The organism is Citrobacter freundii complex sp. 2024EL-00216, assembly GCF_043945515.1.
Classification (GTDB): Bacteria; Pseudomonadota; Gammaproteobacteria; order Enterobacterales; family Enterobacteriaceae; genus Citrobacter; species Citrobacter portucalensis.
In genome coordinates this window covers 1-19,816 of the sequence record NZ_JBIMRA010000024.1, presented here as the reverse complement: position 1 = coordinate 19,816, position 19,816 = coordinate 1, and the positions used below count along the sequence as shown (strand labels likewise).

The 19,816-nt window shown below is 51.5% G+C and carries 20 protein-coding genes and 1 other RNA gene; 6 read left to right on the top strand and 15 right to left on the bottom strand.

The window, feature by feature from the left end:
- Positions 1-35: 35 nt before the first annotated feature.
- Genes ACHHZ7_RS21460 through ACHHZ7_RS21450 form a run of 3 tightly spaced genes read right to left on the bottom strand, consistent with a single transcriptional unit; the run spans position 36 to position 2,553 of the window.
- Entirely contained in the window at positions 36-848 is an 813-nt protein-coding gene (locus ACHHZ7_RS21460; protein WP_003029358.1) for a MetQ/NlpA family ABC transporter substrate-binding protein, read from the bottom strand.
- Between the two features lie 21 nt (positions 849-869).
- Complete coding sequence (locus ACHHZ7_RS21455; protein WP_048214308.1) at positions 870-1,538, bottom strand: methionine ABC transporter permease; 669 nt, start codon at positions 1,536-1,538, stop codon at positions 870-872.
- Positions 1,531-2,553, bottom strand: coding sequence for a methionine ABC transporter ATP-binding protein (locus ACHHZ7_RS21450; protein ID WP_060682285.1), 1,023 nt, complete (start codon positions 2,551-2,553; stop codon positions 1,531-1,533). Before ACHHZ7_RS21450 ends, ACHHZ7_RS21455 begins: the two co-directional genes overlap by 8 nt.
- A gap of 375 nt (positions 2,554-2,928) precedes the next feature.
- Here ACHHZ7_RS21450 and ACHHZ7_RS21445 point away from each other — a divergent pair, with 375 nt between their 5' ends.
- The 3 genes from ACHHZ7_RS21445 (at position 2,929) to lpp (ending at position 5,089) form a co-directional block, all read left to right on the top strand.
- Positions 2,929-3,123 carry a hypothetical protein gene (locus ACHHZ7_RS21445; RefSeq protein WP_244293978.1) on the top strand — a complete coding sequence of 65 codons (195 nt, stop codon included), beginning with the start codon at positions 2,929-2,931 and terminating at the stop codon, positions 3,121-3,123.
- A 7-nt stretch (positions 3,124-3,130) separates the two neighbouring features.
- Positions 3,131-4,543, top strand: coding sequence for a pyruvate kinase PykF (gene pykF, locus ACHHZ7_RS21440; protein WP_008784611.1), 1,413 nt, complete (start codon positions 3,131-3,133; stop codon positions 4,541-4,543).
- Positions 4,544-4,852: 309 nt separating this feature from the next.
- Positions 4,853-5,089, top strand: a complete 237-nt coding sequence (gene lpp, locus ACHHZ7_RS21435; RefSeq protein ID WP_003029373.1) for a murein lipoprotein Lpp — start codon at positions 4,853-4,855, stop codon at positions 5,087-5,089.
- A 68-nt stretch (positions 5,090-5,157) separates the two neighbouring features.
- Here lpp and ACHHZ7_RS21430 read toward each other — a convergent pair whose 3' ends face one another.
- From ACHHZ7_RS21430 to ACHHZ7_RS21395, 8 genes are all read right to left on the bottom strand, one after another.
- Complete coding sequence (locus ACHHZ7_RS21430) at positions 5,158-6,162, bottom strand: L,D-transpeptidase family protein (RefSeq protein WP_008784610.1); 1,005 nt, start codon at positions 6,160-6,162, stop codon at positions 5,158-5,160.
- A 123-nt stretch (positions 6,163-6,285) separates the two neighbouring features.
- Positions 6,286-6,702, bottom strand: coding sequence for a cysteine desulfuration protein SufE (gene sufE / locus ACHHZ7_RS21425; RefSeq protein WP_060682286.1), 417 nt, complete (start codon positions 6,700-6,702; stop codon positions 6,286-6,288).
- A gap of 12 nt (positions 6,703-6,714) precedes the next feature.
- Entirely contained in the window at positions 6,715-7,935 is a 1,221-nt protein-coding gene (gene sufS, locus ACHHZ7_RS21420) for a cysteine desulfurase SufS (protein ID WP_008784609.1), read from the bottom strand.
- Positions 7,932-9,203, bottom strand: coding sequence for a Fe-S cluster assembly protein SufD (gene sufD, locus ACHHZ7_RS21415; RefSeq protein ID WP_060682287.1), 1,272 nt, complete (start codon positions 9,201-9,203; stop codon positions 7,932-7,934). The genes sufS and sufD overlap by 4 nt, the downstream gene beginning before the upstream one ends.
- On the bottom strand, positions 9,178-9,924 hold the full coding sequence (sufC, locus tag ACHHZ7_RS21410) for a Fe-S cluster assembly ATPase SufC (RefSeq protein ID WP_003832649.1): 747 nt from the start codon (positions 9,922-9,924) through the stop codon (positions 9,178-9,180). Before sufC ends, sufD begins: the two co-directional genes overlap by 26 nt.
- Before the next feature lie 16 nt (positions 9,925-9,940).
- Entirely contained in the window at positions 9,941-11,428 is a 1,488-nt protein-coding gene (gene sufB / locus ACHHZ7_RS21405; RefSeq protein ID WP_020996440.1) for a Fe-S cluster assembly protein SufB, read from the bottom strand.
- An 8-nt stretch (positions 11,429-11,436) separates the two neighbouring features.
- Positions 11,437-11,805 (bottom strand): Fe-S cluster assembly scaffold SufA, encoded by a 369-nt coding sequence (gene sufA / locus ACHHZ7_RS21400; protein ID WP_003832645.1) that lies wholly within the window; start codon positions 11,803-11,805, stop codon positions 11,437-11,439.
- 488 nt (positions 11,806-12,293) lie between these two features.
- On the bottom strand, positions 12,294-13,169 hold the full coding sequence (locus ACHHZ7_RS21395) for a LysR family transcriptional regulator (protein ID WP_128611898.1): 876 nt from the start codon (positions 13,167-13,169) through the stop codon (positions 12,294-12,296).
- Between the two features lie 121 nt (positions 13,170-13,290).
- Between ACHHZ7_RS21395 and ACHHZ7_RS21390 the strand changes: the two genes are divergently transcribed.
- The gene (locus tag ACHHZ7_RS21390; RefSeq protein WP_060682288.1) at positions 13,291-14,142 is read left to right on the top strand and encodes a Vmh family MBL fold metallo-hydrolase; all 852 of its coding nucleotides are present in this window, start codon (positions 13,291-13,293) and stop codon (positions 14,140-14,142) included.
- Positions 14,143-14,208: 66 nt separating this feature from the next.
- On the opposite strand, the gene ACHHZ7_RS21385 is transcribed toward ACHHZ7_RS21390, so the two are convergent.
- The 3 genes from ACHHZ7_RS21385 to ACHHZ7_RS21375 form a co-directional block, all read right to left on the bottom strand.
- Complete coding sequence (locus tag ACHHZ7_RS21385) at positions 14,209-14,397, bottom strand: YdiH family protein (protein ID WP_003030540.1); 189 nt, start codon at positions 14,395-14,397, stop codon at positions 14,209-14,211.
- Between the two features lie 77 nt (positions 14,398-14,474).
- Positions 14,475-14,885 (bottom strand): 1,4-dihydroxy-2-naphthoyl-CoA hydrolase, encoded by a 411-nt coding sequence (menI, locus tag ACHHZ7_RS21380; protein WP_060682289.1) that lies wholly within the window; start codon positions 14,883-14,885, stop codon positions 14,475-14,477.
- Positions 14,882-17,938: an FAD-binding and (Fe-S)-binding domain-containing protein gene (locus ACHHZ7_RS21375; protein WP_060682290.1), complete on the bottom strand. Its 3,057-nt coding sequence runs from the start codon at positions 17,936-17,938 to the stop codon at positions 14,882-14,884. Before ACHHZ7_RS21375 ends, menI begins: the two co-directional genes overlap by 4 nt.
- Before the next feature lie 213 nt (positions 17,939-18,151).
- Between ACHHZ7_RS21375 and ydiK the strand changes: the two genes are divergently transcribed.
- Positions 18,152-19,261 carry an AI-2E family transporter YdiK gene (ydiK, locus tag ACHHZ7_RS21370; protein WP_060682291.1) on the top strand — a complete coding sequence of 370 codons (1,110 nt, stop codon included), beginning with the start codon at positions 18,152-18,154 and terminating at the stop codon, positions 19,259-19,261.
- Between the two features lie 183 nt (positions 19,262-19,444).
- An RNA gene (rprA, locus tag ACHHZ7_RS21365) (antisense sRNA RprA) lies at positions 19,445-19,552 on the top strand.
- A 152-nt stretch (positions 19,553-19,704) separates the two neighbouring features.
- On the opposite strand, the gene ACHHZ7_RS21360 is transcribed toward rprA, so the two are convergent.
- Positions 19,705-19,816: IS1 family transposase (locus ACHHZ7_RS21360; protein ID WP_001691633.1), on the bottom strand; the 112-nt coding region annotated here is incomplete at its 5' end.

Here is a 19,816-nt window from a genome sequence, read left to right as displayed (position 1 = left end):
GGATAAAGCACTGCCGCCACCCGGCAAAAAGCAGATTAGTTGTTTACCGGGATCACCGCACCTTTATATTTAGTACGGATCCAGTCCTGGATCTCTTTTGAATGCAGGACATCAACCAGCGCTACGATATCCTTTTTCTTCTCGTCGCCACGATGCACGGTAATGATGTTGGCATACGGGTTGTTTTCACCACTTTCAACGGCAATAGGATCTTTCACTGGATCCAGCCCGGCGTCGATGGCGTAGTTGGCATTAATCACCACCGCATCTCCTTCGTCGTTGTTATACATCTGCGGTAACAACGCGGCTTCCACGTTTGGCAGGAACTTCAGCTTTTTCGGGTTTTCGACGATATCGCTAATGCGCGCGGTTACTTTATCCACGCCCGGCTTCAGCTTGATCACCCCCTCTTTTTCGAAAATCGACAGAATACGGCCTTCCTCAGATACCGCGTCACGCATGATGACTTTGCCGCCTTCCGGCAGATCTTTAAGTGATTTCACTTTTTTCGAATAGATACCAATCGGCTCAATGTGAATCGCTCCGGCGCTGACGAAGTCATACGTTTTATCGCCTGCATGGTCTTTAATCACGCTGTTCAGGTACGGAATATGCTGGAAGTAGTTGGCGTCAATCTCACGGCCAGCCAGCGCAGTGTTCGGCAGAATGTAATCCTGGAACGGTTTAATCTCCAGATCGATCCCCTGCTTCGCCAGAATCGGTTTGGCCTGTTCAAGGATCTCCGCATGCGGCACGTTAGACGCGCCAACGGTCAGAGTATCAGCCCAGGAGGCAAAGCTCAGGGCGCTTAAGGTTGCTGCGGCGAGTAACGTCAGTGATTTTTTCATGATTATGGTTTCCGTATTTTATTAGCGTTTATCTAACAGAGAGGTGATCACATCGCCGCAAAGCTGGATGATGAAGACAATGAGCAAAATCGTCACCGTCGCCACCAGCGTGACGTCGCTGTGGTTGCGCTGGAATCCTTCCAGATAGGCCAAATTCCCTAAACCACCGGCACCAATTACCCCTGCCATCGCGCTGTAGCTCACCAGCGCAATTAGCGTCACGGTGATCCCGGACACCAGAGCAGGAGATGATTCCGGCAGTAAAACTCGAAAAATAAGTGTGCTCAGTCGTGCGCCCATTGAACGCGTCGCTTCAATAACGCCTTTATCCACTTCACGCAGAGCGATTTCGACCAGACGCGCATAAAACGGCGCTGCCCCCACGATCAGCGCAGGCAACGCGGCATTGGCGCCGAGAATGGTGCCTACCATCGCTTTGGTAAACGGGATCAGCAGCACGATCAAAATGATGAATGGGATCGAACGAAAGATATTCACCACCAGCGAAATAGCGCTATATACCGCGCGATTAGGGAACAATCCGCCGCGCGCGGTCAGGAACAATGCCAGACCAAGCGCGATGCCCAGAATAAAGGTCGCCGCCCCCGAAAGAGCTGTCATATACAGCGTTTCCTGGGTTGCCGCTAACAATTGATCCCACTTCAGATGGGGAAACAGTTCTTCAGCCATGTTGAATCACCTCGCCTTCAATGTCGCTCTGGCGCAGGTCGGCCAAAATATTGTTCAATTGTTCCTCAGAGGCCACCACGTGCACCCAGAGTTGCCCAAACACGCCGTGTGCGGTTTGCGTCATCTTGCCGTGCAAGATGTTGAACGGCAGGCCATAGCGCAGGGTCAATTCCCCAACCACAGGCCGATGGGTACGTTGCCCGGTAAAGGTTAATTTGATAACCACCCCACCCAACTCTCTTGCCAGCTGCGGATTAAACTCGTCTTCTTCGGTGTACTGGCTTACCTGACGAACAAATTGTCGGGTAATAGGCTGCTGAGGATGGGTAAAGACGCTGAGCACATCACCTTCCTCAACGACCTTGCCGTTTTCCATTACCGCGACGCGGTCACAGATTTTGCGTACCACGTGCATTTCATGAGTGATCAGCACAATGGTCAATTTGAAACGACGGTTAATATCGAGGAGTAAATCGAGGATCTGATCGGTAGTTTGCGGATCCAGCGCCGAGGTGGCTTCGTCACACAGCAGGACATCTGGATTGTTCGCCAGCGCGCGAGCAATTCCTACACGCTGTTTTTGCCCACCGCTGAGCTGGGAAGGATACGCATTTTCACGACCGCTCAGCCCAACCAGCGTAATCAGTTCAGCAACCCGCGTTTTGATGGACGCTTTGGACGCACCGGCGATTTGCATAGAGAACGCAATGTTTTCGCTAACGGTCCGCGACCACAGCAAATTGAAGTGTTGAAACACCATGCTGATTTTCAGTCGCGCCTGGCGTAACGATTCCCCACTGGCGGCCGAGATATCGTGGCCGTTAATCGTCACGCTGCCGGAGGTCGGTTTTTCGAGACCATTGAGCAAACGAATTAAGGTGCTTTTACCTGCCCCGCTGTAACCAATAATGCCGTAAATCTGCCCCTGTTCAACCGTCAGGTTGACGTTATCGACAGCGGTGATGGCAAGCCTGCCTGGCGTAAACACTTTCGAAATATTTTTCAGGACAATCATGTCGTTTGGGTATCCGCTGCTGCTTATTGTTCTTCTGCTAGCGCTTTTGGCTGTTTAGCAGTATGGATGTCCAAACGAGTGTAATCAGTGGAATTGGCTTTTAAAATGAATTAAAACGCATTTGATATAACTTTTAGGAATATAGTACTGTATCGACGTCAACGATATAAAAAGTAGTCATCGAGATGTTAAATGCTGTTTGTTGCGCAACAAATCGCAACGCCGGATAACCTCTTTATCCATACCGATGAACAAATTAATGAATAATTTTTGTAAAACTGCACAGAAGTGTTTTGAAACGCTGTTTCCATTTTCCTTTTTGATAATTTTCAGCGTATAATGCGCGCCAATTGTCTCTTGAATGGTTTCAGCACATTGACCTGTAAAACTCAACGACTACAGAACTCACCATCCCGTTGGGCTGAAACACAAGCACACATTCCTCTGCACGCTTTTTCGATGTCACCTATCCTTAGAGCGAGGCATCACAACTTTCGTAACTCAGGTTTAGCTTCCCATCCGTGCGCGATGGGAGCCAGATTTCCATATCCTTCTCAACTTAAAGACTAAGACTGTCATGAAAAAGACGAAAATTGTTTGCACCATCGGTCCGAAAACCGAATCCGAAGAGATGTTAACCAAAATGCTGGACGCGGGCATGAACGTCATGCGTCTGAACTTCTCCCACGGCGACTACGCAGAACACGGTCAGCGCATCAAGAACTTGCGCAACGTCATGAGCAAAACCGGCAAGAAAGCCGCAATCCTGCTCGACACCAAAGGTCCTGAAATCCGTACCATCAAACTGGAAGGCGGTAATGACGTTTCCCTGAAAGCGGGCCAGACCTTCACCTTCACCACCGACAAATCTGTCGTAGGCAACAATGAAATCGTTGCTGTAACTTACGAAGGCTTCACTAAAGATCTGTCCGTCGGCAACACCGTTCTGGTTGATGATGGTCTGATCGGCATGGAAGTTACCTCTATCGAAGGTAACAAAGTTATCTGTAAAGTGCTGAACAACGGCGACCTGGGCGAAAACAAAGGCGTTAACCTGCCGGGCGTTTCCATCGCGCTGCCAGCACTGGCTGAAAAAGACAAACAAGACCTGATCTTCGGTTGCGAGCAAGGCGTTGACTTCGTTGCAGCGTCCTTTATCCGTAAACGTTCTGACGTCGTTGAAATCCGTGAGCACCTGAAAGCGCACGGCGGCGAAAACATCCAGATCATCTCCAAAATCGAAAACCAGGAAGGCCTGAACAACTTCGACGAAATCCTCGAAGCGTCTGACGGCATCATGGTTGCGCGTGGCGATATGGGCGTTGAGATCCCGGTTGAAGAAGTTATCTTCGCGCAGAAGATGATCATCGAAAAATGTATCCGTGCACGTAAAGTCGTTATCACTGCGACCCAGATGCTGGACTCCATGATCAAAAACCCGCGTCCGACCCGCGCTGAAGCCGGTGACGTAGCGAACGCCATCCTCGACGGTACCGACGCAGTAATGCTGTCTGGCGAGTCTGCAAAAGGTAAATACCCGCTGGAAGCCGTTACCATCATGGCGACCATCTGTGAGCGTACTGACCGTGTGATGACCAGCCGTCTGGACTTCAACAACGACAGCCGCAAACTGCGCATCACCGAAGCCGTTTGCCGTGGCGCGGTTGAAACTGCTGAAAAACTGGACGCGCCGCTGATCGTCGTCGCAACCCAGGGTGGTAAATCCGCTCGCGCAGTACGTAAATACTTCCCGGATGCCACCATCCTGGCGCTGACCACCAACGAAACTACCGCGCGTCAGCTGGTGCTGAGTAAAGGCGTTGTTGCACAGGTGGTTAAAGAAATCAGCTCTACCGATGATTTCTATCGTCTGGGTAAAGAAGTCGCTCTGGAAAGCGGTCTGGCTCAAAAAGGTGACGTTGTGGTTATGGTTTCTGGTGCACTGGTTCCGAGTGGCACCACCAACACCGCATCCGTTCACGTGCTGTAATAATTCCATCGCGAATTAATTTGCTAAAAAAAGCGCCCTGGTGGCGCTTTTTTTATTTTATCGATAGCCACAATTAATAAAAAATCAAATCGGATTTCACTATCTAATCCGTGATTATCTAAGATGAATCCGATGGAAGCTTTCTGTTTTCACTCGGGTTTTTAGCCGTTTTTGCACAATTCGATGCTTCTTTGAGCGAACGATCAAAAATAAGTGCATTCCCATCAAAAAAATATTCTCAACATAAAAAAGTTTGTGTAATACTTGTAACGCTACATGGAGATTAACTCAATCTAGAGGGTATTAATAATGAATCGTACTAAACTGGTACTGGGCGCGGTAATCCTGGGTTCTACTCTGCTGGCAGGTTGCTCCAGCAACGCTAAAATCGATCAGCTGTCTTCTGACGTTCAGACTCTGAACGCTAAAGTTGACCAGCTGAGCAACGACGTGAACGCAATGCGTTCCGACGTTCAGGCTGCTAAAGATGACGCAGCTCGCGCTAACCAGCGTCTGGACAACGCAGCTACTAAATACCGCAAGTAATAGTATCTGTGTAATAAAAATGGCGCACATTGTGCGCCATTTTTTTTGCTCTGAATTCCCCTTCCCTGTTATTGCGTAGCGCGCACCTCAGCATCTCCTCCCGGCACGCCATTTTGCGCAGACTTCACTTCTGGCCCATTGCTCGCGACCGATGCTTGCCCGGCAGTGACGGTGACTGGATAACCTGCGCGACGATACAACGCCCTTTCCACCAGACTGTTATCCACCGCTTTATTATCTTTAAACTGGGTGAAACCGGCTGGCAGCACATACGGCATGGTCTGGACGTTTTGCTCCTCTTCCGGCGACAGCGGTCGATGCACTTCGACATACCTCATGCCGTTCGGCTCAATCGAATATTTTATCGGCTCATTAATCACCTTGACCGGCGTGCCTGTGCGGACCTGAGCAAACAGTGCTTTAATGTCCGGCGCGTTCATGCGAATACAACCAGAACTCACACGCAGGCCCACGCTGTCCGGCGCGCTGGTGCCATGGATCAGATACTCACCGTTTCCATGCGCCAGACGCAGTGCAAAGCGTCCTAACGGGTTATTTGGCCCGGCAGGTACAACAGGCGGTAATGTGATGCCACGCTCCAGAGAGCGTTTACGGATGCCTGGTGTAGGGGTCCAGGTAGGATTCGGGATTTTCTGCCCAACCCGGGTTTCCATTACCGGCGTTTCCAGCCCCTGCAAACCGATACCAATTGGGAATACCTGAACAATATTCTCTCCCGGCGGGAAGTAATACAGACGCAGTTCCGCCAGATTCACAATAATGCCTTCACGTGGAGCATCCGGCAGCAGTAATTGTGAGGGAATAGTAATCAGGGTTCCGGGTTTAGGTACGGGGGCAATAGTGTTGTTGGCTTCAAGGATCAGCATGGCAGCGGTATCAAACTTACGGGCTATCGCCTGTAGGTTTTTATCGCCTTCCTGCACGGTGTAGGTTTGGTTTTGCCCAACAAGGCGGCTGTTCGCCTGGGGCAAAGGATAATCGACCGCCCATGCGGCCTGAATAGCGCTGTAAGCGCCGATTAGCATTAACGTAATAACAGACGCGCGTTTCATACTCACTCACCCCCCTGGCGTTCTTGCCGGACGGCGGCGAGCGCCCAATCCGGCTTACGAGTCACTGCGTTGCCTTACACGAACGCTTTCAAGTCGGTCTGAAAGTTAACGTGTTTTATCAGTTTAGCTAAGAGTTGCGGCTTTGGCGCGAATAGCCCGAATCATCGCCTCCAGCCCTTGTGAACGAGACGGCGTGAGGTGCTGTGCGAGCGCCATTTTTTCAAACCACGGACGCACATCAAAATTCACAATATCATGGGCCGTCATGCGATCATACAAAATGAATACCACGGCAATAAGTCCTTTCACAATTGCCGCATCACTGTCGCCCTGTAATTCAATAATCCCTTCGCCATTCTGGTTCATAACAATCCATACCTGACTTTGACATCCCTGGATGCTATTTTCCGGGCAGCGTAAGTCGTCGTTTAATTCCGGCAAACGCTGACCCAGCTCAATAATGTACAGGTATTTCTCTTCCCAATTAGCGCAACGCAGAAAATTACGCAACAACTTTTCTTTATCCGGTAGCGCAGCCATAACGCCTCCCTGTTAGCCCAGTAAATGATGAATACGCTTGAGGCCCGTTACCAGGCGATCCACTTCTTCATGGGTGTTGTACATTGCAATCGACGCCCGACACATAGCAGGAACGTTATAGTAGGCCATCAGCGGCATAGCGCAGTGATGCCCCGTCCGCACGGCTATTCCATAGTTATCAAGAAAACTGCCGACGTCAAAGGCGTGATGTTTACCAAGGTTAAATGCAATCACACCCAGGCGGTTATCCGGTCCGTAGAGTGTCAAATCCGGCACATCCGCCAGTTGCTCCAACGCATAGCGCATCATGAACTGTTCATATTCGCTGATTTCAGTAAGCCCCAGTGCTGAAACATACTCAATAGCCGCGCCGAGTCCGATAATACCTCCGGTATTTGGCGTTCCGGCTTCAAAACGCCAGGGGGCTTTAGCCCACGTTGTTCCCTGACTCAAACTCACCGTCGCAATCATTGAACCACCGCCTTCCCAGGGTGGCATCTCCTGCAACAGCGACTCTCTGGCATACAGAACGCCAATACCGGTTGGTCCATAAAGTTTATGCCCGGAGAAAACATAAAAATCGCAATCCAGTGCCTGGACATCCACCTGATGATGCATCACCGCCTGTGCGCCATCCACCAACACTTTTGCGCCGTATTGATGCGCCAGCTCAATCATTTCCGATAACGGGTTCTCGGTACCCAACACGTTAGAAACGTGGGTAATCGCCAGCAGTTGCGTACGATCGTCAAACAGCGTCGGCAGCGTCTCCAGCTGCAACGTACCATCGGCATTGAGCGGAATAACGCGCAGCTCTGCCCCTACGCGGGCACACAGCATCTGCCAGGGCACAATATTGGCGTGGTGCTCCATTTCGCTGATGATAATGTTATCGCCCGCTCGCACATTGCTGCTGCCCCAGCTGTTCGCCACCAGATTGATGCCTTCCGTCGTACCACGAACAAACACCAGCTCTTCCGCTGAGCGGGCGTTAATAAACAACGAGGCAAGCTTGCGCACATTTTCCATTTTTTCCGTGGCCTGGGCGCTCAGCGTATGAATACCGCGGTGGACCGCCGCATAGCCGTGACGATAAAACTCGGCCTCGGCATCAATCACCTGATTGGGTTTTTGCGCGCTGGCAGCGCTGTCCAGATACGCCAACGGTAAACCGTTCACTTCACGCGTCAGGACCGGAAAGTCAGCCCGTACTTTTTCAATGGGAAATGTCATGCTGCGCCTCCCGGCAAGCGTTGGGCGATCCGTGCCAGTACCTGTTGTTTCAGCGTTTCATCGCCCAGGGCTTCCGTCAGCTCAGCGGCAAACGCATAGAGAATCATGTGTTGAGCATCCTGCTGGCCGATCCCTCGCGAACGCAGATAGAACATCTGTTCGTCGTCGATCCGTCCTACCGTCGCCCCGTGGCTGCATTTCACATCGTCGGCGTAAATTTCGAGCTGTGGCTTGGTATCCACCTCCGCCAGCTTTCCGAGCAACAAATTATTGTTGGTCATCTGACCGTCGGTTTTGATGGCGTGCTGGGCGACGTTGATCAGACCATTGAAGACCGCTCGTCCCTTATCGCTGACAATCGTTTTATGCAGCTGGCGACTGTTGCAATACCCTTTGTTGTGCTCAAGCCAGGTCCGTGTATCACAGACTTCATTTTTCACCGGCATCGCCAGACTGTTCAGCCGAAGCGTGGTGTTTTCACCGTTAAGCTGCGTACTGGTGTTATGGCGCAATACCGCATCACCAAGCAAGAAGCTGTGGCTAACGGCAGTAGCATCCGCGCCCAATTGAATGTCATTATGCGCGAAGTGGTGACTAAACGGATTTTCGAACGCCAGTTTGATATGGCGCAAATGGGCGTTTGCCGCGACGTTCATCGTTAAGCGTGCGCCGGTGAAATGGCGACGCTCGCTGAGGCTGGCATAGTGTTCAATGACGGTGGCTTCTGCGCCTTCCGCTAGCTCCAGATGGTGGCGATAGTGCGCCGTATTCACCTCATCACCCGCCAGCCCCTGGGTTATGTGCAGCAGCAGCAGCGGTTTCGCGGGGCGCTGGTTACGCTTCACCTGAATGTGCGTTACGCTACGGGACAGGCTTTCGGTAAAGTGCAAAAACACTTCCGGTTGGATAGCCGCTGGCAGCGCCTGGCGCGCATCGTCAATGGTAATGTCAAAACCGCTACCGTCTGTACTGTCGCTGAGCGTCGGAGAGAATTGCCCGTCAACAAACACCAGTCGTACAGCATCAATTGTCGGCGCCAACGCTGCACATTGGGCTGACGTTATCTCAGCGACATGACTGACAAACTGGCTGTTGGTTAATCCCTCCAGCGGCGTGTATTTCCAGTCCTCATGCTTCCGCGTTGGCAGCCCCAGACGCAGCATCTGTTGCAAGTGCTGCTGCGCATGGTGTGAGCGTGTCTCCCCTTGCGTCTCAAACAGATGGTGCCACTGTTGCAGCACGTTACTGCTGTTCGCTAAGCCAGCCATAACCTTGCTCCTCCAGTTGTTTGACCAGCGTAAAATCGCCGGACTTCACAATTCGCCCCTGGTAGAGAACGTGAACAAAATCGGGTTTGATATAGTCCAGGATGCGCTGATAGTGAGTGACGATAATGAATGAGCGTTTCCCGTCACGCAGCGAGTTCACGCCATCCGCAACGATTTTCAGCGCATCAATATCCAGCCCGGAGTCTGACTCATCAAGAATGCACAACTGAGGCTCCAGCACGGCCATTTGCAGAATGTCATTACGTTTTTTCTCACCGCCGGAGAAACCGACGTTTACCGAGCGCGTGAGCAAATCTTCCGGCATCTTCAGCAGCGCTATTTTCTCTTCCATCAGATCCTGGAAGTCGAATCGATCCAGCGACTCTTCGCCACGGTAACTTCGCACCGCATTCAGCGCCGTTTGCAGGAAAAACTGGTTACTGACGCCAGGGATTTCCACCGGATACTGGAATGCCATGAAGATCCCTTCACCGGCCCGGTCTTCCGGCGACAGTTCCAGTAAATCTTTGCCGTTGAACTCTACCGTCCCGCCAGTGACGTCGTAGTCTTCCCGCCCAGCGAGAGTTGCAGAAAGCGTACTTTTCCCCGAACCGTTTGGTCCCATAATGGCGTGAACTTCTCCGGGGCGAACCTCAAGGCTCAACCCACGCAGGATCGCCTTATCTTCCACACTGACCTGTAAATCTTTGATGCTTAACATGTGCTTTCCTTAAAATTTAACCGACGCTGTGCTCAAGACTTATGGCGAGAAGTTTTTGCGCTTCCACGGCAAACTCCAGTGGCAGTTCAGAGAACACGTCTTTACAGAAACCATTCACGATCATCGAAATGGCATCCTCTTCACTGATGCCGCGCTGCAGGCAGTAAAACAACTGGTCTTCACCAATACGCGACGTGGTGGCTTCATGTTCAAGCTGGGCGCTATTGTTACGACACTCCACATACGGGAAGGTGTGTGCCCCACAATCCGCACCGATCAACATCGAGTCGCATTGGGTATAGTTGCGGGCGTTAGTAGCGGTCGGCATGATTTTCACTAAGCCGCGATAACTGTTCTGGCTGTGTCCGGCGGAGATCCCTTTCGAGATAATGGTCGATTTGGTGTTTTTGCCAATGTGGATCATTTTGGTGCCGGTATCGGCCTGCTGATGTCCACTGGTCAGCGCGACGGAGTAGAATTCGCCGATCGAGTTGTCGCCACGCAAAATGCAGCTTGGGTATTTCCAGGTAATGGCCGAGCCGGTTTCCGACTGCGTCCACGACATTTTGCTGTTTTCGCCTTCGCAGAGTGCGCGCTTGGTGACGAAATTCAAAATACCGCCCGTATTACCATCGCCGGGAAACCAGTTTTGCACCGTGGAGTATTTCACTTCGGCATCTTTGTGGATGATGACTTCCACCACCGCCGCGTGTAGTTGGTAACTGTCGCGCACCGGGGCTGAACAGCCTTCGATATAGCTGACGTAGCTGCCCTCATCCGCAACCAGAATGGTGCGTTCAAACTGCCCGGTTTTTTCCGCATTGATACGGAAATAGGTCGACAGCTCCATTGGGCAACGTACGCCTTTCGGTACATAAATAAACGTGCCGTCAGATGCCACCGCCGCATTCAGCGCGGCAAAGAAATTGTCATTGCCGGGGACAACCGTGCCCAGGTACTGTTTTACCAGCTCAGGATGATCGTGAATGGCCTCACCGAACGAACAGAAAATAATGCCCTGTTCCGCCAGTTTGTCGCGATAGGTGGTCGCTACCGATACCGAGTCGAAAATGGCATCAACCGCAACTTCTTTGCCTTCACGTACCGGCACGCCAAGCTGTTCGAATGCGTCCTCAACCTCTTTGCTTAAAAATGCATTCGCGCCCGTTTGCTGTACCGCTCCCGGTTCAGACGCACAGGTTTCATCGCAGTTACCGCAGGAAGGTGCGGAGTAATAGCTGTACTCCTGATAATTCAGTTTGTCGTAATGCGCTTTAAGCCAGTGTGGTTCTTCCATGGTCAGCCACGCTTTAAAGGCATTCAGGCGAAATTCCAGCATCCAGTCGGGTTCATTTCGTTTTGCCGAAATCGCGCGCACGACATCTTCATTGATCCCTTTTGCCAGCTCATCGGTTTGCAGTTGGGTGAAGAAGCCCTCTTTGTAATTAAGGTGCCCGCCAGCCCAGGTGTTGACATCGTCAGTTGCTTCAGTATTACGAGACATAGTACCGCCTATACCCCAAAACTTTCGCCACAGCCGCATTCGTTCTGGGCTTTCGGGTTATGAAATTTAAATAACTGGTTTAATCCTTCGCGAACGAAATCGACTTCTGTGCCGTCAATGAACGGCATCGCCTGCAACGGCACATAAAGTCTGGCGCCCTCCGTTTCAAACAGCAGATCGTCTTTTTCGGGTTGGCGGACGGTATCCAGCACGTAACCGAATCCCGCGCACCCTGTTTGCTTCACGCCTAAACGCACACCCAACATGTCAGGTTGCTTTGCCACCAGTTCACGGATATGCGCCGCAGCCGCTGGCGTTAACGTCAGCCCACGCCAGGCAAAATCGTCCGGGTTAAATGTTCCTGAATGCAATTCCATAGAGTTACCTCGAGTCACTAGCTTTTAAGCTATAACACCATGTTAGTGATAATGATTATCACTTCAACCCCTCAACAGCAGGGGCATTCGGGTTAATCGCCCTTTTTGACTACTTTTACTAAGCATAGACCCTGCAGCGAGGGTTTACAGGGATGGATTATTTTGTTCAATGCATTGATTAATAATGGATTATGAAAATCCAATCGTTCAGTCAGGTCAAATGACAAAAGATGTATAGAAAATGTCTATTTAAGGGATAGGTGGGGATGAAGGTAGGGAAAAACAATTCAAATAATAAACAAACAACAAAAAACCCTTAAGTCTGCTTGTTGGCAGGCTTAAGGGTTCCGGCCCCATCCGGCGCTTATCTCCGGCACTCATATTGGCTTAGCTCTTGAAGGGGCGATAAGAAGAATCTCATACACCGATTAGTTTTTTTTAACACTAATTGCGGTTTGACTCTTTTATAAACGCGTTCAATCACATATTTAACGCTGTGCCTCACTGAGCGTGTCCAGCAGCAGGCGTAGCCCTGCGGGTTGATGCTCACGTGAAAGGTATAAACCATAAATCGGCAGGCACTTAGGTTGAAGTTCTGGCAGTAATCGAATTAGCTTTCCCTGCTCCAGTCCTTCCTGCGCCTCCAGCTCTGGCACCAACGCGATCCCCATTCCGGCCACTGCCGACTCGCAGAGCAGCGAAGAGATCCCTGCACTCAAATTCCCTTTGATTGCAACGGAGACAGGCTGCCCCTGAGGATCCAAAAAGTGCCAGGATTGTCCGGCAAAACCGCTGTAGTACAGGCAATTGTGCCGTGTGAGATCGTCGATTGTCTCAGGCGTGCCATGTTGATGCAGATAATCTGCAGACGCGCAAAGCACCGATTTACAGTCGCCCAACCGACGGGCAATAGTCCCTGGCTCTGGATTATCCGTTATGCGGATCGCCACATCGATGCGTTCCCCCACAAGGCTTACCGGTTGATTATTGATCTCCACCTCAATACGTAATTGCGGATATTGCGCCATAAACGTCGGCAGAACCGGAGCAAGAATATGCATCGCGGTAAAATGGGCGCAGGCTACACGTAGCGTGCCGGAGGGAATTTGCGCGGCACTGGCGGCACCAATATCCAGCGAAAGTTGCGCAAGAGAACGTGTTTTCACTAATGCATCTTCACCCGCTGGCGTGATCGTCAAGCGACGCGATGAGCGATGGATAAGCCTTACGCCTGCCCATTTTTCCATCTCGTCGAGATAACGACTGACCATCGGACGGGAAAGCCCCAACGCACGCGCGGCTGCGCTCAGGCTACCCAAATCACAGATATGGTTGAATACCGTTGCCGCCATCACTCTGTCCATTGTTCCCATCCGATCGTTTTATGAAACTCAGCATGTCCTAATGAGGGAATTCTAACAGATCCGAATATCCTTAAAATACGGGAACTATCAAAAGACAATTTCCTGCACAAGGTTACCTATCATGAAAGTTAAAACTCTGGCCCTGCTGTTACCTCTGTTTGCGTCTTCAGCTTTCGCCGCGCCGCTACAGCTGGACGTCTATAATCCACAGGATAAGGCTATTTTCCCGGTTTCTTCGACGCTGGTGTCTGGCCCAAAAGAGGCGATTTTGTTTGACGCCCAGTTCAGTACCAAAGATGGTGAACAACTGGTGCAAATGATTCGCGCCAGCGGTAAAACGCTGAAGGCTATTGTGATCACCTCCGGCGATCCAGATTTCTATTTTGGTCTGGAGCCCATCGTTAAGGCCTTCCCACAGGTAAAAGTCCTGGCAACGCCGCAGGTGGTAGACCATATCCGCGCCACCAAAGAGGCCAAGCTGCAGTTCTGGGGCCCGCAAATGAAGGACGGCGCGCCAACATCGCTTACCGTTCCGCAGGCAACTACGCAAACGCAGTTCACGGTTGATGGCGAAACGCTGGAACTGCGTCACACCAACGATTATGCAGCGTATATCTGGATCCCGGCGAATCGAGCCATTATTGGCGGCACAGGCGTGGCTTCAGGTATTCACGTCTGGACGGCGGATACACAGTCTGAACAACAACGTAGTGCATGGCGTAGCGTACTGAGCGAAATGCAGAGCTTGCAGCCCACTCAGGTGGTCCCGGGTCATTACATTGGCGACCGCCCAACCGGTGATAAAGCTATTCGCTTCACCCAGGACTATTTGCAGTCGTTTGAGCAGGCGCTAGGGGCGAAAAAAGGATCGGATTATGTGATTAAAACCATGACGGCTGCATGGCCAGGCCTTGCAGACGTAAGCTCGCTGGAACTAAGTGCGAAGGTTAACAGCGGCGAGATGAAGTGGTAATGAAGATTTAAGGCAAAAATAACCCCGAACGCGTGTCGGGGTTTCGTTACGATAAGCATACCGGAATCAATGAACGCCCATGCGCCAGGCAAAATAGATCTCTTCTTTCAGTTCAGTGGAAGAGAGCGCCAACAGATCTGCAAACTCCAGCTCAAGCTGTTTCAGCCTTTTCAGGTACTGAGCCGGTGAAAGATCGGTTTTATCACGACGTAAAAATTCTATTGCCAGTTGGGCAGGGTCTAATTGGGTAGACATATCATCCTCGCTTGTGTTCAAAACCTGCACAGTATAACACCATTCCCTGTGCAGATAATGACCAAAAGCAATATGCATCACAAAATTGCGGTCGTCAGACGCGACGTGCAGCACAATCGACCCTGCTCATCGAAGATTTCTATTTGCCACACCTGGTGACGAGAACCTGTATGTAACGCGCGACATACGCCCCTGACGAGCCCTTCCCGTGCAGAACGGATATGGTTGGCGTTGATCTCCAGGCCCACCACTTTCTGCTCACCCTGAGTACACAAGTAGCCAGCTACCGAACCAATGCTTTCCGCCAGCACCACGGATGCGCCGCCGTGTAACAACCCAAAGGGTTGTTTGGTGCGATGGTCCACCGGCATCGTAGCTTCCAGCGTATCGTCGTCAATGTGCACAAAACGAATATCGAGCAACCCAACCATATTTCCTTCACCCATGGCATTAAGCGCCTCGAGTGTGACTTCACGTTTCCAGATCATCCTATAATCTCCAGCAGTGCCTGTAATGGGTGGCGAACGCCCGTACCTTCAACGCGTTTAACCTGGCTGCGACAGGAGTACCCTGTAGCCAGACAACGGTTACGTGGCAATCGTTGCATTGCCTGGTGCCATGATAACTCATAGATCCCCAATGAGTTTTGGTGATTCTTCACTTCGTGACCGTAAGTGCCAGCCATACCACAGCACCCCACGCTGACGTTCTCCAGCTTTGCGCCAAAGCGAGCAAAAATAGCCGCCCATTGTGCAGGCGCGCCCGGTAAAGCCGTCACTTCGGTACAGTGGCCAAAGAAGTACCACGGTTCACCGCCAACAGCGACTGACTGCTGTGTTTCCACAGCTTTTGATAACCATTCGTTGGCCAGCAGTACATGGAAATCACCCCGCTGTTCTCCCAGCACCAGCTTGTATTCATCGCGATAACAAAGCACCAGCGCCGGATCAACACCCACCATCGGAATATTCAGCTTCGCTACCCGGTTAAGAAACTCGGATGTCTTTTTCGCCGTTTTGGCAAAACGGTTTAAAAAGCCTTTAATGTGCTGCGCCTTGCCATTTGGCGAAAACGGCAGCAGTACCGGCTGCATACCCAGTTTTTCTACCAGACGTATAAAATCAGCCACCACCTGCGCATCGTAATAGCTGGTGAAAGGGTCTTGTACCACCAGCACCGTACGGGCTTTTTGCTCGAGGCTGAGTAATTCGAGCTGTTCCAGCGTCATATTGGCAGAACGATGCCCCACCAGTTGGCGTTGCAGCGACGGCGCAGACAATAGCGGTAAATCAACCATTCCAATGTGCTTTTTAGCCAGATTTCGCACCAGCGGCTGATTGATGAAGAAGTTAAACGTTTTAGGCGCCCGCGCCATTAGCGGTGCATAGCTCTCAACGGTCGCCACCATATGATCGCGCAACGGGCGCAGATAACGCGTGTGGTACAGTTGCAGGAAGCGTGAGCGGAACTCCGGCACATCAATTTTAATCGGACACTGTGTGGAACAGGCTTTACACGCCAGGCAACCTGACATCGCCTCTTTTACTTCGTGCGAGAAATCGTATTCGCCCTTTCGTGCATGCCAGCTGTTGCGGGTACGGGTAATCAGCGTGCGTAAACTGGCGCGTTTCTCCGGTAGCTCTTTTTCCAGTTGCACAGGATCGATCCCGCGATCGGCCAACAGACGCAGCCATTCACGTACCAGCGTAGCTCGCCCTTTCGGAGAATGGATACGGTTAAGGCTGATTTTCATCGACGGACACATGGGGCTTTTCGCATCGAAGTTAAAGCATAACCCGTTGCCATTACACTCCATTGCCCCACGCCACTCCTGGCGTACGGCCAGCGGGATTTGACGGTCATACGTTCCGCGTTTCACCGCGTCCACTTTCATCATCGGCGCATCAACGTCTTCCGGTGGACAGATTTTGCCTGGGTTGAGCCGGTTTTGCGGATCAAACACCGATTTCACTTTGCGCAGTTCACGATACAGTTCATCACCGAAAAACGCCGGACTATATTCCGCACGGAAACCTTTCCCGTGTTCACCCCACAACAGACCGCCATATTTTGCCGTCAGCGCGACGACATCATCAGAAATGCGTTTCATCAGCACTTCCTGCTGCGGGTCGCACATATCCAAAGCCGGCCTGACGTGCAGCACGCCTGCATCCACGTGGCCGAACATGCCGTAACTCAGACCATGGCTGTCGAGCAGCGCGCGAAACTCGGCAATATAGTCAGCCAGATGCTCCGGAGGAACGCAGGTATCCTCGGCGAACGGAATGGGCTTCGCAGAACCTTTTGCATTGCCCAGCAGACCGACAGCCTTTTTGCGCATGGCGTAAATTCGTTCTACGCCCGCCAGTTCGGTACATAGCTGCCAGCCAATAACGCCCGCTTCCTGACGAGCGATTAACCCATCCAGGCGTTCGCAGAGTGCGCTGACCTGCGAATTAATCAAGGTTTCGTCGTCACCGGCAAACTCGACAATATTCAGGCCCAGCATCTCTTTATCCGCGACATCGGTAATCAGTTCGCTTACCGAGTGCCAGACGATGTCTTCACGCGCCAGATTGAGTACTTTGGAGTCGACGGTTTCTACCGACAATGCGCGCGCTTCCACCATCACCGGCGCGTTACGCAACGCCGAATCAAACGAATCGTACTTAACGTTAACCAACTGTCTGACTTTGGGCAGTGGCGTGATATCAAGGCGGGCTTCGGTGATAAACGCCAGCGTACCTTCAGAGCCGGTAAGAATGCGGGTTAAATCAAATTCGGTCATCTCATCGTTAAAGACGTGCCGCAGATCGTAGCCCGTCAGGAAGCGATTAAGTTTCGGGAATTTATCCATGATCAGCTGTCGGTTATCACGACAACGCTCATAAACGGTCTTATAGATACGGCCAATGGTGGTATTGCTGTTACCCAACGTTTGGGCAAGCTCGACCTGCATGGGCTGGGTATCCAGAATATCACCGCCCATCAGCACCGCACGGATGCCCAACACATGGTCGGAAGTTTTACCGTAAACCAACGATCCTTGCCCGGACGCATCGGTGTTGATCATCCCGCCGAGCGTTGCCCGGTTACTGGTGGATAATTCCGGGGCAAAGAAATAGCCGTATGGCTTCAGAAACTGGTTAAGCTGGTCTTTTATCACCCCGGCTTCTACCCGCACCCAACCTTCTTGCGGGTTGATTTCAATAATGCGGCTCATATAGCGGGACATATCAACAATAATGCCCTGGTTCAGCGCCTGACCGTTAGTCCCGGTGCCGCCGCCGCGCGGGGTAAAAATCAACGACGAGAATAGCGGTTCTGCCGCCAGACGGGCGATTAGCGCCACATCTGCGGTTGAACGAGGGAAAACGACAGCATCAGGAAGCAGCTGATAAATACTGTTATCCGTCGACATTGTCAGACGATCGGCATAGCTCGTTGCCGTATCACCCGTGAATCCTTGCTGCTCCAGCGCCTGCAAAAAATTGAGCACCAGCTGAACGACACCTGGCGCCTGAGAAATTTGTGGAATCATTATAGTGACCCTTTCCTGCGGTCTGTGTTGTGAATTTAATCGTTTGCGTGTTGCTTTGTTTGTTGTATCACATTTTTTTCTAATACGCTCAGCAGATTTACAGGCAGAATCCGCCTGTTCAAAACCGCTGAAATTGCTCATCATTATAGAGTGTGATTAACGTGTTCACGTCGCGTCAACGTTCTGGCGCAAAGACAAAGGTGAAAAGTATTTATGGTAAATTTCCGTCAGCCCAGGGATATTGCACAAGTGCTGCTATCGGTGCTGTTTTTAGCCATCCTGATTGTGGCCTGTCTCTGGATTGTTCAGCCCTTTATCCTCGGTTTTGCCTGGGCAGGTACGATTGTCATTGCGACATGGCCTATCCTGCTACGCTTACAAAAATTGCTCTGGGGACGTCGTTCACTTGCCGTACTGGTGATGACACTGTTGTTAGTGCTGTTGTTCATCATCCCTATCGCGCTGCTGGTTAACAGTATCGTCGATGGCAGCGGGCCGCTGATCCATACCGTAACCGCAGGTGATATGACGCTACCGGATCTGGCTTGGTTGAACAGCATTCCACTGGTGGGTGCCAAAATGTATGGCGCATGGCACAGTTTACTGGATATGGGCGGTTCGGCCATTATGGCCAAGGTTCGTCCTTATATCGGTACCACCACCACCTGGTTTGTCGGTCAGGCCGCGCATATCGGCCGCTTTATGATGCACTGTGGTCTAATGCTGCTGTTCAGTGCCCTGTTGTACTGGCGCGGTGAACAGGTCGCATTAGGTATTCGTCACTTCGCTTGCCGTCTTGCCTCAAAACGTGGCGATGCTGCCATTCTGCTGGCCGCGCAAGCCATTCGCGCCGTCGCATTGGGCGTTGTGGTCACCGCTCTGGTGCAGGCAGTGCTCGGGGGAATTGGTCTGGCGGTAACCGGCGTGCCTTACGCCACGCTGCTGGCGGTATTGATGATCCTGTCTTGTCTGGTGCAACTGGGGCCGTTGCCGGTGCTGATTCCGGCCATTATCTGGCTGTACTGGACGGGTGATTCCACCTGGGGCACGGTGCTGCTGGTGTGGAGCGGCGTAGTTGGAACGCTGGATAACGTTATTCGACCGATGCTGATTCGTATGGGTGCCGATTTGCCACTGATCCTGATTCTCTCCGGGGTCATCGGCGGACTGATTGCCTTCGGCATGATTGGTCTGTTTATCGGTCCAGTAGTACTGGCCGTTTCCTGGCGTCTGTTCTCCGCCTGGGTAAACGAAGCCCCTGCGCCAGGTACCAATCCGGATGAAATCCTCGAAGAAATTGCTGAAATCGAACGCAATAAGTAATCCAACATCAGGCGGCAGCGCCGCCTGATTGTTTAACAATACTAATCAATTCTTCCTCTTGCGGGATTAGACCCAACCTCGTCCTTCTTAAAATAATCATTTGTGTCGCAAATTCTTTACAGTTTTTAAACTATTGAGATGAATCTGATCGACGTAAAAAATCACTATGCCTACTATTAGCCCATGGCTTTAGATCAACACATTGATTTATAAGCATGGAAATCCCCTGAGTGAAACAACGAATTGCTGTGTGTAGTCTTTGCCCATCTCCCACGATGGGCTTTTTTTTGTCCTTCGCGCGCCACTCCACCAACCTTAACGCACCAACACATTATCTTCCCCGTCAAGCAACAAATAATATTGCACAAAATACTGTGACTCTCTTCAAGCAGAAATATCCACAGCAATGTTATTACTATTCCACCGTCGGTAATGACTCCAACTTATTGATAGTGTTTTATGTTCAGATAATGCCCGATGACTTTGTCATGCAGCTCCACCGATTTTGAGAACGACAGCGACTTCCGTCCCAGCCGTGCCAGGTGCTGCCTCAGA